The 15,972-nt window shown below is 46.1% G+C and carries 11 protein-coding genes; 5 read left to right on the top strand and 6 right to left on the bottom strand.

Annotated elements, in window-relative coordinates; genetic code table 11:
- Positions 1-9 precede the first annotated feature (9 nt).
- Both L4D74_RS14955 and L4D74_RS14950 read left to right on the top strand, forming a co-directional pair.
- On the top strand, positions 10-1,008 hold the full coding sequence (locus L4D74_RS14955; protein ID WP_428752947.1) for an ABC transporter ATP-binding protein: 999 nt from the start codon (positions 10-12) through the stop codon (positions 1,006-1,008).
- Positions 1,005-2,789, top strand: coding sequence for an aminopeptidase P family protein (locus L4D74_RS14950; protein ID WP_428752945.1), 1,785 nt, complete (start codon positions 1,005-1,007; stop codon positions 2,787-2,789). Before L4D74_RS14955 ends, L4D74_RS14950 begins: the two co-directional genes overlap by 4 nt.
- A gap of 127 nt (positions 2,790-2,916) precedes the next feature.
- Here L4D74_RS14950 and L4D74_RS14945 read toward each other — a convergent pair whose 3' ends face one another.
- Entirely contained in the window at positions 2,917-5,124 is a 2,208-nt protein-coding gene (locus tag L4D74_RS14945) for a collagenase (protein ID WP_428752944.1), read from the bottom strand.
- Between the two features lie 420 nt (positions 5,125-5,544).
- Here L4D74_RS14945 and L4D74_RS14940 point away from each other — a divergent pair, with 420 nt between their 5' ends.
- The 3 genes from L4D74_RS14940 to rodA all read left to right on the top strand — a co-directional run bounded on the left by L4D74_RS14940 (position 5,545) and on the right by rodA (position 7,943).
- Entirely contained in the window at positions 5,545-5,937 is a 393-nt protein-coding gene (locus L4D74_RS14940; protein WP_428752943.1) for a hypothetical protein, read from the top strand.
- A gap of 56 nt (positions 5,938-5,993) precedes the next feature.
- Positions 5,994-6,671: a DedA family protein gene (locus L4D74_RS14935; RefSeq protein WP_428752942.1), complete on the top strand. Its 678-nt coding sequence runs from the start codon at positions 5,994-5,996 to the stop codon at positions 6,669-6,671.
- 189 nt (positions 6,672-6,860) lie between these two features.
- Entirely contained in the window at positions 6,861-7,943 is a 1,083-nt protein-coding gene (gene rodA / locus L4D74_RS14930) for a rod shape-determining protein RodA (protein WP_428752940.1), read from the top strand.
- 134 nt (positions 7,944-8,077) lie between these two features.
- Here the strand turns inward: rodA and L4D74_RS14925 are convergent, their stop codons facing one another.
- From L4D74_RS14925 to L4D74_RS14905, 5 genes are all read right to left on the bottom strand, one after another.
- Positions 8,078-9,751 (bottom strand): amidohydrolase, encoded by a 1,674-nt coding sequence (locus L4D74_RS14925; protein WP_428752938.1) that lies wholly within the window; start codon positions 9,749-9,751, stop codon positions 8,078-8,080.
- A gap of 286 nt (positions 9,752-10,037) precedes the next feature.
- Complete coding sequence (gene fbpC / locus L4D74_RS14920; RefSeq protein WP_428752936.1) at positions 10,038-11,102, bottom strand: ferric ABC transporter ATP-binding protein; 1,065 nt, start codon at positions 11,100-11,102, stop codon at positions 10,038-10,040.
- Positions 11,103-11,120: 18 nt separating this feature from the next.
- Positions 11,121-13,217, bottom strand: coding sequence for an ABC transporter permease (locus L4D74_RS14915; RefSeq protein WP_428752934.1), 2,097 nt, complete (start codon positions 13,215-13,217; stop codon positions 11,121-11,123).
- A 169-nt stretch (positions 13,218-13,386) separates the two neighbouring features.
- Entirely contained in the window at positions 13,387-14,421 is a 1,035-nt protein-coding gene (locus L4D74_RS14910; protein WP_428752932.1) for an ABC transporter substrate-binding protein, read from the bottom strand.
- Between the two features lie 167 nt (positions 14,422-14,588).
- A complete protein-coding gene (locus L4D74_RS14905) occupies positions 14,589-15,917 on the bottom strand; it encodes an MFS transporter (protein WP_428752991.1) in 1,329 nt (442 codons plus the stop codon).
- Between the last annotated feature and the right edge of the window lie 55 nt (positions 15,918-15,972).

Raw genomic sequence — 15,972 nt, 5'->3', positions numbered from 1 at the left:
GGAGGCAATATGAATCGCAAAGAAATACTGCTCGCGGCGCAAGATCTCCACGTGCATTTCAGTGTCAAAAAACATCTCTTGCCCAGCAAGCGTAAAGTGGTCAAAGCCGTCAACGGTATCGACCTTGATGTCTACCGAGGCGAAACCCTTGGTATTGTGGGGGAATCTGGATGCGGCAAGTCAACATTAGCAAGAGCATTGCTTCGTCTGATTGAACCGACAAGTGGCGCACTGGTCTGGAAAGGCGAAGACATGCGTGCATTTGGGCGCAGTGAGCTCACCAAAAAACGTCGCGAGTTCCAAATGATCTTTCAAGACCCTTCAGCAAGCTTAAACCCAAGGATGACCATTGCCGATTGCATTGCCGAGCCTCTCTTCACTCACGAGCCTCAACTCAAGCGACAGGAAATTGAAGCACGCGTGATCGCAATGATGGACAAAGTTGGCCTGTTGGCCAGCCAGCGAAATCGTTACCCTCACGAGTTCTCTGGCGGCCAATGCCAACGGGTTGGAATAGCTCGAGCACTGATACTCAACCCAGAGTTAGTAGTGTGCGATGAACCCGTTAGTGCGCTTGATGTCTCCGTTCAAGCTCAAGTGATTAACCTGCTTGACGATCTTAAAAAAGAGATGGGGCTAACCTTAGTCATGATTGCCCATGATCTCAGTGTCGTGCGGCATATCAGTGACCGTGTCATGGTAATGTACCTAGGAAAACCAATGGAAGTGGGTCATTACCAACATGTTTTTGATCATGCACACCACCCTTATACCAAAGCACTGCTCTCTGCAGTGCCCATTGCCAATCCTGCACAGGCTAAAAACCGTAACGTCCAACTGCTGAGTGGCGACTTACCCTCGCCGTTAAACCCGCCCAGTGGTTGTGTATTCCGCACCCGTTGCCCAGAAGCAACCGCAATATGCGCAGAGCAAGCGCCGACCAAAACTGGTCTCAATGATCACCATATTTTTTGTACTCATTCAACATTAGGAAGCCACCCTCTATGAAGACAACCTCCGTTAGTGAACGTTTGGCCTCACTTCGTCGCTCAATGAACGAACATGGATACAGCGCAGTTATCGTGACAAATAACGATCCACATAGCAGCGAATATTCTGCTTCCCATTGGCTAGCGAGAAACTGGGTTTCCGGTTTTACCGGTTCGGCAGGCAATGCCGTCGTGACAGCCGATGCTGGTGGAGTATGGACTGACGGGCGTTACTATATTCAAGCAGAAGAACAACTGACTGGCTCGTCTCTATCACTATTTAAAGCCAAAGAATCCGCAACCCCCAGTATTGCGCAGTGGCTTGCACAAACCTTGCCTGCACAGTCCGTTGTTGGCGTAGATGGTCGTTCAATTAGTGCGGCGTTTCATCAAGAGCTTGTCAGTGCATTAACACCGAAAGAGATCAAACTAGAGTTAAAGGATCTCATCACCGCTAACTGGCAAGACCGTCCTAGTCGTCCGGACTCCGCTATTTTTGAGCATGAGTTGCAGTTTTGCGGCGAGTCTATCGCTGAGAAACTGTCTCGATTACGTCGCTACCTCAACGATAAAGGCAGTGATGGATTGTTGGTTTCGACACTAGATGACGTGATGTGGACACTAAATATTCGCGGCGGAGATACACCGTATTGCCCAATATCTGAGTCGTACTTATTACTGACTGCCGATACGTGCCACCTGTTTATTGACCGATTAAAACTTAATGCCACGTTGGAAAAACAGCTACTAGAGCAAGGTATCGTCACGCTTGAGTATGACAATGTGGCAGACAGCATCAATCAACTACCACATCAGGCTGTGATGCATTACTCCGCCACACACACCGATAGCTTGTTGGTGAGCCGTATTCATTCCAGCCTTACCTTGGTCGACGAACCTTGTATCGTAACCCAAATGAAAGCACAAAAAAATGCGACTGAGTTAGGTTCAATGGAACACACATTGATTCAAGATGGCGTGGCCATGACAGCGTTTATGTATTGGCTAGAGCAACAAGTACCTGGCGGGCAAGTCACAGAATTAGCGGCTGAACAAACCCTCCAATCATTCCGAAAATCCATTCCCCTTTACATTTCAGACAGCTTTCGAACCATTGCCGGCTTTGCAGAGCATGGGGCGAAAATGCACTACGCCGCCGATACAGCGAGCAACGCGCTCGTTGATGAAAGCAACTTTTTTTTAGTTGATTCCGGCGGCCAATATCACGGCGGGACAACAGACATCACTCGTACGTTTCATTTTGGAACCCCAACCTTACAGCAGCGCCGAGATTATACCTTGGTGCTTAAAGCGGTGATTCGCCTCACCCAAGCCAAGTTTCTCAAGGGAACAACGGGATCCAATCTTGATATTTTGGCACGTGGCATTCTGTGGCAGCATGGCATCGACTACAAATGCGGAACGGGACATGGTGTGGGTATTGGCTTAAACGTTCATGAAGGACCACAAAACTTCTCGCAAAATCTCAAAGAGGTCGCTCTACAAACGGGCATGGTCATCACCAATGAACCGGGCGTGTACCGAGAGGGGGAGTATGGGGTTCGTATTGAAAATATAATGAAGGTCGTTGAAGTCGAGACGAATGAGTTCGGTGAATTCTACGGATTTGAGACCATTACCATCGCCCCTATTGCGACCAATGCTCTTGAACTATCCATGTTAGACAACACCGACAAGGTTTGGCTTAACCAATATCATCAGCGTGTCTTCCAGTTACTTTCTCCTCATTTAGATAAGCCGCTGTCACAATGGCTACAAGTCGCAACTCAAGCGATTTAAGCGATTTAAGCGATTTAAGCGATTTTATTTGTCACTTTTCCTCTCCCATTTTGCCAGCGAAAGCTGGCTTTTTTTTGCGCACTAAAAAGCCCAACCGAAGTTGGGCTTGTTGATTTACATTCAATTTTTATCGACGACACGTCGTCGCATCAAAATCCACCACTAGCGTAGCATCACTGTATTCACCCGCTACCTTAATGTAACCCCAGTAGTCACTTTGAGCGCTAAGTACAATACACTCGCCATTGCCGATATTGCTAGACACAACATCACTCGCATCACCTGTCGGCCATCCACCATTGCTGTATGACAGCGTTAAATCACCACTACCATGTGCGGTAGAAATCGCGATGTTAGATACCGCATTCACCCCTTCGATACTCAACCATAATGGCTCAGAGGAGGATAAACAAATAGGCTCACCAGCCGTAACACGGCCATCACTAACTGCATTACTACCATCACACACTTGTGGTAATAACATGCCGCCGACTAACTGCTGTGTCCACTGTTCAAATTCAGATTGATATTGGGTGGCCCATTGTTCTGTGTGCGCTTTGTAGGCTGCCCAGTCCCCACGACGCGTTTCAACTAGCATGTTTGCCAGTTCCGCCTCATGTTTTTCAAACATAAACCTTACGGCTAAATAGCCCCAACGATAAATTCGGTCAACGTCAAAGCCATCATACGTCGTCTCGAATATCTCTTTTAGGGTGAAATGTGTCCCATCCTCGATGGTATCCAGCGCGGCTTGGTTATCATTTTCCTTAGAGATATATTCCGCCACCCCTTCACTCCACCACACCACTTTTTCTGTTGGAGTAGTAAAGTTGCCATACATATCAAAACGGCCATCTAGATAGTGAACATACTCATGTTCCAAGTTCCAAATAAAGTGATCCGGATTGGCATAACTTGCCTCGTAGGCTACGAAATTTGGCACATTACCAACGATAGACGGGTCACCTTCTAGGTACATACCACCATTATTGGTATCGATATCAAAAATAGGCCCCGCGTATTTTCGATAATCATCACTAGAATTAAAGATATTCACTTGAAGCTGCGTATTGTGGTCATCCGCCACTGGCTGATTACCCGTCTGTAACTCACCATGAAAATAGGTTTCTTCAAAGCCCATTTTGTCACAGGCAGCCTGCTGTTGAATGGCCGTAAGATCTTGAGACAATATTCGAATCGTATCGCTACATGTATAGGTCTGACTCAGCACCAAACCCTTCAGTTCAGCCTCAAAACCGCAAATCCCAAAGTTGGCACAATCCGAATAATAGCTCGCAACATCGGCGGCAGCTAACCACACCGCATCACCCGTGCCGTACATGGAGTACTGAGTAAATAAGGTTGATAGTTCCGTTGTGACAAGTGGTTCAATCTGAGTATTGGTATACTGGGTCATTCGCGCGAGTTCTCTTCCCGCATTCACCGCCATAAACTCTGAATTTGACCCCAGCTTTGTGGCGTCTTTGGCAAACGCGCTTAAGTTTTTAACTAAGTCATCACGTTTTGCGATGGCCACTTTAAACCCGTTGTTCCACTGTCCACGATACAAAAGCGTGAAGATACCGTTGACCGCACCACGCATATTCCAATGCTGCTCATAGTCGCTATTCCAGCGCAACAGCCATTGGTTGATCACATCCAAATACTCATGTTGCAGCGTTGCGCTGTCCATGGTGGTAATGACCTCACCAAGCACTTTGCCGTGCGCGTCATTACTATCATAAAAATGCTCATTCGCCACAAAGGTATCCACCGCCTCTTTCACTGCGCTTGTTACCCATGAAAGCAAGCTCACACCGTCATTGTAAAACTCCGCATAATAGCCCGCACGTAAGTAAAGGAATAACGCTTCCAGTTCATCGCTGCCGCCACCTTGATAGGCTCGAGACAACTCTGTCGCATGTTTTGCAACGTAGTACATGTTATTGGAATCAAAGGCGGTGATTTGAGTGGCGCTGTTGGCGGCGAACAAATCATTGACACATTCCGCCCCTTGCGAGGTGATTTGAGAAATCAGGGTATTAGTATTGGTCGTAGCAAACCCAGAAACATCACACTCTACCACGGCTTGCTGACTAAACGTCATGACCCTGGGCGATGCGTCTAAGGCCGGAGTAAGATCGTTCGATTCCGACCTTTTTGGCGAAGGCCCTACGTCTACGGAAGCGTCTTGTGAATGAGTTTCTTGCGAATGAGATTCATGGGAGTGATAGGGGTTAATCTCGACCGTTTGAGAAATTGGCGCACTATCCGCCTGTGCGTAGAACCCTGTGCAGGATGCTACCAGTGCCACTGTGAGTTTATTTAGTTCCATCTATTCGTTTCTCTTGTTTATATTGATGTTATCGCCATGCCGTCATGCATCGCGGTTCCCATCTCAAATTAGAGTCTTCAATAGAAGGATGAAACATTTAATTAACAAATCAGAATGTAGGTTCATATTCTGAGCCCAACCGACCCAATTGCTGATTTTATAAAATATAAAATCATGTTGGCCGTGTTTTGAACTATCGATTCAATTCCCTCATTTGTCATGACTTTCCACCCCACATTTTACGCCCTTAATCGGCAACAAAACCGCGCAATCATTGTGTCAGTCTCTCTCATCATTTTTCATTTTACCTCCTCAGAACTGATACACAAAAATGATGCGTAGTCACGCTAAGATAAGAAAGATTGCTTTTTTTCGTGGTTAGCAGTACATATAAGCAGATTCCCTTATTAGGCGCTTAGCGTGCAACGACGACTCGATACATTCCCTTTTATCTTGGCACTTTTTACAGTATCGCTATGCACGACGATATTGTTATTTAGCTATATTGCCGATATCAGTGACTCTGGCGTGTCTTTGCATCCAATCACGATTGTCAGCCCTGAGCGCGCGCCTCATATCGACAACAGTACCCAACTGCTGCGTAGCTCAACTCTGCGCGTTGCACAGCAAAAAGCACAACCGCATACTAAAGCAACGCTTCCGTGGCCAATGATGATGTCAGCGATAGCTCTATTTACCGCGAGTTATCGATTCACTCACTTCACCCCACGCAGTTATCTTTTTTTTGAGAACAGCCGACTCGCGGGCTGGCAAGATACTAACCTTCAATTTCGTTTTATTCATTCACGTTAACCGCTTCATTTTCCTACTATAACCCTTAATTTTATTGTCGGTTCATTGGAGCAACTATGTTTGAAGCTACCCAAGACGTCTTGATTGCCCTTTGGCATCAAGACTTTAACGCGTTACTCGCGCCAGAAAGCGCGATCCTTATTTACGTTCTCGTGACTTTTTTTATCGCACTAGAAAGCAGCTTTTTGCCCGCAGCGCCTCTGCCATGTGACAGCGTGGTGGTCTTGGTTGGAACGCTCTCTGCCGTTGGGGTACTCAATCCTGTTGCGGCGTTTTCGCTACTCATTATCGCGGCAGCGGTAGGCAGCTGGTTAGCATACTTGCAAGGACGTTGGCTAAACAAACTGCCCATCGTAAAAGGTTGGTTGGCAAAAGTGCCAGAAAGCAATATGCGAATGGTCGACAACCTACTCTGTCGGCATGGTTTAGTGGCGTTATTTAGTGCTCGCTTTATTCCTTGCGTGCGTTCATTGGTTCCTATGGTCATGGGAATGCGCGTCCAAGAAACACCACGATTCCATTATTTTTCCTGGCTCAGTGCCACCTTGTGGGTTGGGCTATTAGCCGGTGTAGGATTTCTCTTACCATCGTTACCAGAACCCATCAGCCGTTTCACAACCATGGCGCTAATGGCAGCGCCTATCATTACCTTGTGCGCTGCTATTTTTACCTTTCTCACTTGGCGAGCTCGTCACGCTATTCGCGGGTTCAAGCAAGCGATGAAAAAAAGTTAATGTGGTGAAACAAAACCAATGCGTAAACCATTCGCTTACTTATACCGTTAACTCGTGAGGCCAATAGCGGCCTCACGATAACTCTCCAACACCTAAACCGTAAATGAATCAGCCTAACCCAATGTCGACTGATTCAATACTCAACTAATAGTTGTGGCCATATTCAGTGCCACTTCACCGGGCAATAAATTGAAAAAGTACCTGTTCCCTCAACTTGATTTATCCATTGTAATGGCCATTTTGGCGCTCATGCTGCTTAGCACCATCACCATATGGAGTGCCAGTGGATTCAGTGAGTCTGTGATTACTAACCACCTCATTCGATGCGCTATTTCGTTAGCTTGTATTGTCATTATGTCGGCCATCCCCGCGAAACAATATCGCCGCTTTTCACCTTACCTATATTTAGTCACGGTGAGCCTACTCGTGGCGGTAGTGTTCGCTGGCGACAGTACAAATGGCTCTCAGCGCTGGCTGTCTATCGCAGGTTTTCGCTTCCAGCCCTCCGAATTAGTTAAACTTGCCATCCCTATGATGGTGGCTTGGTTTGTACAAAGAGACGGCGAGCGACCAACTGGCAGCAAAATTTTCTATGCCTTGTTGCTCACCGCCGTACCCACCGGACTCATCTTTGTTCAGCCGGATCTCGACGGCGCCATTTTCGGCGTCATTTACATGCTGTTTGTGCTGTATTTTGCTGGTATGAGCTGGAAGATTATTGGCGGTTTTATCGGCTCAATTGCCACCCTTATTCCGCTGCTATGGTTCTTCGTTATTGAGACCTATCAGAAGAAAAGAATCTTGCAGTTTTTGAACCCAGAGAGTGACCCTTTAGGCGCTGGCTATCAAATTATCCAATCACATATCGCCATTGGATCTGGTGGGATAACCGGTAAAGGTTGGGCGAACGCCACACAAAGCGCGTTGGGGTTTATTCCCGAAAGTCATACCGACTTTATTTTTTCTTCCTATGCAGAAGAATGGGGATTTGTCGGCTGCGTACTGCTGTTGTCTTTGTACCTCTTTATTACTCTGCGCACGCTGTGGATCTCGTGCCACTGTCATCACGCCTTTGGTAGACTGGTTTGCGGTTCGTTAGCGTTGAGTTTTTTTCTCTACGCTTTTATTAACACAGGTATGGTTAGTGGGTTGCTCCCCGTAATGGGCAGTCCACTGCCTTTCTTTAGTTATGGTGGCACCGCTATGATCACGCAAGGCATCTGCTTTGGCATCATCATGTCTCTGTGTCGAGCACCTTCTCGATTCGCTTAGTGTTACTTTGGTGGTCAGTACCATTTATGCGAGCTAGTGGTACGGAAGGATTAAAAGGACAGGCACCAAAAGTATGAACGTGGCATTCGTTCTTCTTCATTTTAAGGTGCCTGTCCTTTTTTTTCCTAAGCATTTTATTCTTCAGCATCAAACACAATACGACCTTGTAATACTGTCATTAAGATTTCAGTGTCTGCTATATTGTCAGGTGACAAGCGGGTAATGTCTTGCCCTAAGATAGCAAAGTCTGCTGACTTTCCTACTTCGATTGAACCTGTGACGTCTTCTATCCCTAGACTCACCGCCGCGTTAATAGTGTATGCATCAATCGCCGCTTTTACATTAGGCAGTCCCGAATCCCCCATTCTTATACTATTAGCAATGCCAACAAGCGGATTTAATTCATGGACATTCCAGTCACTACTGAGGGTTAAATTTGCACCAGTAGCAAAGATAGCTTTAAGGTTCATCAACGCGTGGGCCCTTTTTGCTCCTAGAAAGAGTTTAGCCCAGGAATGATCTTGCTCAACAACATAATTAGAACCCACCTGAAAGTCCGCAGTAACATTCAACTTAGCAAAGCGATTTACATCTTGTGGATCTACGAGCTCAACATGGGTCAGTGTGTACGGCTTGGTCGAACCGTTGAGACGAGCATGTTCAACCGCGTTGAGTGATTCACGAACCGCGCCATCTCCGATGGCATGAATATGTGCGCTGTAACCAACGTTATCCAATGCATCCAACCAAGTTTTCATTTGACTTGGTGGAATATAATTAATGCCGTAAGGCTCATCTGGTAGGTAAGTTTCTAAATACGGTGCTAACGTTTTTGCGGTACCGTTGATCGTAATACCATCGCTATACATTTTAACCTGATCAATCAACAGTAAGCTTGAAGTGTCGCTTGATTGAATTGTCTTCAAAAAGGCCAACTGTGGCGCCATGGAGTCAGCAGGATAAATCCATGGCCGAAGCGACACTCGAGCGGTTAAGTTACCGTCTTTTTCTGCTTGCTTCCACACCTCATACCAACCACGTTTCCAATAGAGTCGACCATCACCAATCGTCGTAATGCCATATGCTGCTGATTCTTCAAGACCGGCCAGTAAGCCAGTATAGCTTTGTTCAAATTGACCTTCTAAGCTGTTCCACGCCATCTCCATCACGATATCGCCGGCATTATCAAACAAAATGCCGTTCAGCTCTCCGCTGTCTGGGTCTTTAAGAATCTTTCCGCCTTGAGGCTCAGGTGTAGCCTTGGTAATACCCGCAAGTTCGAGCGCTGCTGAGTTGACCCACATCGAGTGCGAAGTCTGCTCCATGAGCACAACAGGACGAGCCGGAAAAACACGATCAATCACTTCGAGAGGCGTTTGATGATTATCTTCATTGAGAAGGCTTTCTAATGAAAAGCCATAACCCATCAGCCAACCTGTAGACTTACTATTTCTGCTGCAAGCCTTTAAATAAGGAATTTGGCCATCAAGCGAAGCATCCATACTAAGTTCACAGTTACCGCCAGCTTCAGAAGCGGCTTCAAATACGTGATTATGGTTATCAATAAAACCTGGCATCACGTACGCTTGTTCAAGATCGATAACTTCAGTGTTTTTATTACGATATAGTTTTGCTTCTGCAGCTTTACCTACAAACTGGATACTTCCATCATGAATGGCAATCGCATCCGCATTGTCATGGCCGTAAATTTTAGCGTTTGTTAAGAGTATGTCGGCCTTTTCAACAGCTAATGCATTCAAACTCATCATTAAGCTCGCTATTAGTGTTAAAGGGGAAATTCGATTCATCAGTTACTCCTTCCATGTCCCACAATCATTTTGAATATAGGGGTGATTTTTGGCGTTAGATAAAGCTTACGGCAACACTGAAGTAAAAGGAAAACAGTGAGTATAAGAATATTGGGATAGTTTAGACATTTAGAACCCTCATGGTGAGTGCTGCCTAATTACTTGGTGATGAATGAACCATTCAAGTAATCGTATATGAATAACTCCCCATAAATAGAAAGCCTCCACAACGGAGGCCGAATTTAATGTTCCACTACATAATGAGCGCCTAAAGCTAAGGTTTCAATCACACTGCTACCACCTCGGGTGGAAGCAAGAATAAACCATTTGGATTGATAGTGAGGTAGGCATGATCGGCGTAACTCGAATCAAACTGTGAAGAGTTAAGTTGTAGCAATAACTCTTCATCGTGCCATTTCACCATCACCTCATACATAGAGCCCATGTAAGAGATGTTGCTCACGATACACTGTTGGCATGCTTCACCATGGTCAGTGAGTAAGATGGCTTCTGGGCGCACACCGATTTGATAAGCCCCAGGTTCAATGCCCTCTACAACATCTGGTTTCGCAGGAATAAGATAACCATTAATGTTGAGGTTATCTCCATCGTAGTAGCCTTCGAAAATGTTGGCTTCCCCCATAAAGTTAGCCATAAACATAGAGGCTGGGCTTTTATACAAATCGGTAGGAGAGCCTTCTTGCATGATGTCACCATCTTTCATCACGATTACCGTATCAGAGACCGCGAATGCCTCTGATTGGTCGTGAGTCACGTATAGCGAGGTAATATTAAAACGCTGCTGTAAGTCGCGGATGGTATCGCGCATGTTACGGCGTAAGTTTGCGTCTAGGTTACTCAATGGTTCATCAAACAGCAGCACTTTGGGCTTAAGTACTAACGCACGAGCAAGAGCAACACGCTGTTGCTGGCCGCCGGAGATTTGGTCAACAAAACGGCTGCCAAAACCTTCTAAGTCGACCAGTTGAAGTGCTTCATCAACTCGTTGCTCAATTTCATCGTTAGATAGACCGAGCATTTTCAAGCCATAACCGACGTTTTGATGCAGTGACATGTGTGGGAACAAAGCGTAAGACTGGAACACCATGCAGATATCGCGTTGTTGGATCGAAGTGTTCGTCACGTCCTCGCCATCGATAAAAATTCTACCGCTGGTCGGTTTTTCGAGACCCGCGACCAAGCGCAGCACCGTCGTTTTACCACAGCCAGAAGGGCCAAGTAACGTGACCAAACTGCCTTTCTTGATCTCCAAATCTAAGTCACCGATAACGGTATTGTTTCCAAATTTCTTGCAGACATTTTTTAGAACTACAAAGTTTTCATTTTCCATTATTCATATCTCCAAGGGTTATTCGTCATTGTTGGCTTTAGAGCGAGAGACGCGTGCTTCGCCGACAAGGAAATCAAAAATCAGAATGATTGATAGCATCACGACAATCAAAATAGAGCCGTAGGCGATAGCAATACCATACTCCCCATCTTCTACACGGTTCAGGATATAAGAGGTCGCTACGCGTGTTTCTGGGGTCACCAAGAAGATGATGGCGCTCACCGTGGTCATTGCGCGAACAAAGCTGTAAATCAAAGTAGATAATATTGCTGGCCGTAGTAGCGGCAGTAGAATGTGAGTGATGGTTTTTAAAGAGTTGGCACGTAAGCTCAACGAAGCCTCGTCTAAAGACTTGTCCAGTTGACCAAGGCCTGCGACACCTGCGCGAATACCAACAGGAACGTTACGCATCACCATCGAAATTACCACGATGGCGGCGGTACCCGTTAAGTACACCGGCGCGTCGTTAAAGGCGAGGATATAAGACACACCTGCCACTGTTCCTGGTACTGCGAAACAGAGCATAGTGGCAAACTCGATGACCTTCTTACCGTGGAACTGTTGGCGAACGACAATGTAAGCAATGAGCAAACCAAAGAAAGCGGTAATTGGTGCTGCAATCCCTGCGTAAGTCATGGTAGTGATGAGTGATGGCCACGCACCTTCTGTCATTCCCATGCCGAACAAGTTAACGTAGTTAGCTAGGGTTAAGCTATAATCCACCCCCCAGTTGACCGTGAAGCTGCCAAAGATAATGCTGCCGTAAAGCAGTACATTAAACGCCATCCAAAAGTAAAGCAGCGCCGATACGCCATGTTTCAATGTAGGTGGTAACGGTTGAACATCACCGCGGTAAGACTTGCCAGAAATTGTTACGTAAGAGCGTTTACCAATCCATAAATACTGCACCACAAAAATCGTCAGTGAGAATAATAACAATACTGCGCCTAACGTACTTGCTGAGGCGTAGTCAAGCTGAGCGCCTGCAATGTAGAAGTATATTTGAGTCGCCAATACATCGAAGCTACCACCCAGCACTAATGGATTACTAAAGTCAGCGAGCGATTGAACGAAAATAATTAAGAATGAATTCGCCAATGCTGGCTTGAGCAGCGGCATAACGATTTTGAAGAAGGTCTGATAGCGATTGGCACGCAGAGTATAAGAAGCCTCTTCAAGTGATGGATGCAATGACTTCATCGCGCCATCTAAGATCATAAACGACATGGGCGCGAACGCTAAGACTTGCGCCATCCAGATCCCAGTAAAACCGTATAACCAGTTGGTTTGCTGCAATCCAAACCAGTCCACCATAAGCTCAGTAATATACCCTGAACGACCGAGCATTAACGTCACCCCAAGGCCAACAACAAACGGTGGAGTAACAATAGGTAAGATGGAGAAGATACGCGCAACAAACGCAGAGCGTTTAGCAATACGAGTCGTATATATTGCGAAAATAAGCCCAAAGAACGTCGCACCAATGCCAACAGAAGTACCAAGCATGACCGAGTTTAGGATGATCTGAATGATCTGTGCGCGGCCTAGAATCTCTAAAAACTGCCAAGCGACAAAGTTACCCATGTCATCTTTAAACATCGGAACGAAGATTGCGATGCTTGGGTAGATGATAAAGGTGGAGATCAGCAAGACAATTGAGATCAGCGCACCAATAACAAAGGTATCGCCACCGAGGTATTCTAGCCGAGAAAATGCCAGAGTCATCACTGCGCCAAGTGCAACAAACAATACAATGGCCGCATAGCCCATCCCTTGCTCGGTGTACCAAGATGAAACAAATACAAACAGCATGCACGCCGCCGAAAAACCAATATCGAAATAGTGGCGAGATTTGGCGTATTTGTTTTGCGCTTTCGCTGGTCTAAAAAGTAGTGCTATGGGTAGAGCAAACCATAACCAAGAGATGTTCATGCCACTCCAGCCCATCGCTTCTCGGAACTCTTCCGGGGTCGATTCAAACACGCCGTAGTCAAGAGAGAAAGCAGGCAGCAAGATGAATGCGGCGATAAGCGCGATTACCCAGTAAAAAATCGGGTCGCGTTGGTGAGATTCTTGGCGCTGGCGAGGTGCTGAGTCAGCTGCAATATCATTCATTGTGATTACCAAAAATGTAAAATAAATCGTTGTCGAACCCACGAGTAGATTCAACTCATGACAACATTCAGGGTGTAAAAAGCCCCAAGCTAACGCTTGTACGGTTGTCTTTAATTAAGTGAGAGCGGTGGCGTTCACCGCTCTAAGTTACCTGAGTAGTTGGCTGGAGTTAGCCGCCCATTTTCACTTGGTTAACCCATTTATTGATAAGACGCTTACGCTCTGCAGAAGAGCCGTATTTGTCCATATCGTAACTGATGAGTTTCAACTGTTTCGGATCAAGTGCGTTTGGCGATTGTTCAGCTTTGGTATTGGTCAGGATTTGGAATGACTTGCCTTTTTTCCAAGCATGCTCTTGGCCTTCTTTCGACATTACGAAATCAACGAACTTCTTCGCATTGTCTAAGTTACGAGCACCTTTGATGATACTCACCCCACCAATTTCATAACCCGTTCCCTCGCATGGAGAGATAAGCTCAAGTGGTGCGCCCTTCGACTGCTCTAATGAGTAGTCATGTAAAAAGCCAATACCGATGGCAATTTCACCACGAGCTGAGTTACGAGAAGGGGTTACGCCAGATTTGGTATATTGAGAAATGTTCTTGTCTAAAGACTGGAAATAGTCAAAGGCTTTGTCTTCATCCCAAAGTTGAATAAAGGTTGCGAGCGCAGTATATGCCGTACCAGAGCTTTGTGGGTCAGCAATTTGGATTTCGTCCTTGTATTCAGGCTTGGTCAAATCACTCCAACAACGCGGAATAGGCAGACCTTTTTCTTCTAGACGCTTAGTATTAACGCCAAAGCCCAAAATACCCATGTAGACCGCAGAAGAGTAGTTACCTTTTCGTTTTGCCGGGTCTTTAAAGTCTTCCATGATATTTTCAAGCTGGGGCGATTGATAAGCGTGAAGCAAATCCATTTCACCAGCTTGTGATTGAGGATCGAGTGTCCCCCCGTACCATACGTCTGCACGTGGGTTTTTCTTCTCGGCTTCAATTTTTGCTAAGGTACTGCCTGAGCCGTTGCGTACAAATGATGTTTTTACATCAAATTTTTCAGAGAACGCTTTAGTCTCTGCTTCACACATGGCATTGGTAGCGCTGCAATAAACCACTAGGCGGCCTTTCGCCATTACCTGTGGTGCTGCAAGCATAGAGCCAAGAATACAAGCCGCTAATAAGCTACGATGTGTTCTAACTTTCATGTTATTTCCTCTGCTTTTATTATGAACTCAATGCGGTTAAGTTATGTAGGTGTACGGACATTGAGTTCCTATCACAATCCTGCGATAAGCTTGTTTGCTGGTGGTAATCCGTAATACGGCCCCCACCAGTCAAATTCTGGAAACAACGTAAGGTTAGGTAGAAAGGCTCATGATGAAGTCGCTATCCCTGCACGTTGTTGAGCTTTGACGAAGGGCAGAATCAGCAGCCCAATAGAGGCGGCGGACAGCGTAATAACGCTAAAGAACCCTTCCCAGCTAAATTGTTCGATGATAATGGCAATCGGATAGCTCGCAAGCGCTGCGCCAAGGTAACCAAATAAGCCTACAAACCCAGTTGCCGTACCTGCGACATCTTTATGAGAACATTCCGCCGCAGCCATTCCTATCATCATTTGCGGGCCAAAAACGAAAAATCCAATCGCAAAAAAACAGCCCGACAATACAAAAAAATTATCCAGTGGTGTGAGCCACAGGGCCGCCACCGAAACAAATATGCCTAGTGCGAAAATCAAGTTCATTGGCGCTCGGTTTCCACGGAAAAACTTATCCGAGCCCCAACCACCAAACAACGACCCCATGAATCCGCCTATTTCAAACATCGACACTGCGGCGTTGGCAGAAAACAGCTCAAACCCATGACGTTCGGTCAAATACAAGTTGCCCCAATCATTAATCGCAGTACGAACGACATAAACCAAAAGATAAGAGCTGCACAACAACCAAATGTATTTGTTGCCTAATACGTAGGTTCTCAATATTTGCTTAAACGCCAACCCTTGGCCTTCCCGTTCATGGCGCTTTTCTAGCTCGTCATTGCGCCACTCACCCACACTAGGTAACCCCATGCTGGTTGGTTTATCACGCATCCGAAAACAGATTAGTGTGCCAACACCTATCGCCAAAACCCCCGGTAAAATAAACCCGTATCGCCAGCCCCACGTCATGGCTACAAAGCCAATGCTGATAGGGATAAGCGCGCCACTTAAGTTATGGCAAGTATTCCAAATCGACCACCAAAAACCCCGCTCTGAGCGCGAGTACCAAGTGGTCAATAATTTTGCGCATGGTGGCCAACCCCAACCTTGAAAAAACGCGTTTAAAGTCCACAGTGCCGCAAACATAACCAATGAAGAGCTCAACCCAAATGCAATGTTAATTATGCCAGTCGCTATTAAGCCTAACCCCATAAAATAGCGAGGTTTCGATTGGTCACTCACCATGCCGGAAACAAATTTAGAAGCGCCATAAGTAATGTAAAAGAGCGTGCCCATAAAGCCGATGTCAGAATGCTCTAGACCAAGATCAGCAAGCATTGCTGGCATGGCGAAATTTAAACTTTTCCGGGTGAAATAAAATACGCCATAACCGAGGTACATCGACACCATCAAGTGCCATCGCCAGTAACGATAAGTGGCGTTGATCTGCGCTTGATCCGTCATCGGTTTTGCAGGTTGTTCTGATATAAGAAAACCCATCATGGTGCATTTCTCCCTAGTGCAAATGAATAGTACGGAACGAATTAGTGAAATG

Source organism: Vibrio cionasavignyae (genome assembly GCF_050337155.1).
Taxonomy (GTDB): Bacteria; Pseudomonadota; Gammaproteobacteria; order Enterobacterales; family Vibrionaceae; genus Vibrio; species Vibrio nomapromontoriensis.
The sequence above is the reverse complement of the archived record's forward strand: the minus strand, read 5'-3'. Positions and strand labels throughout refer to the sequence as shown.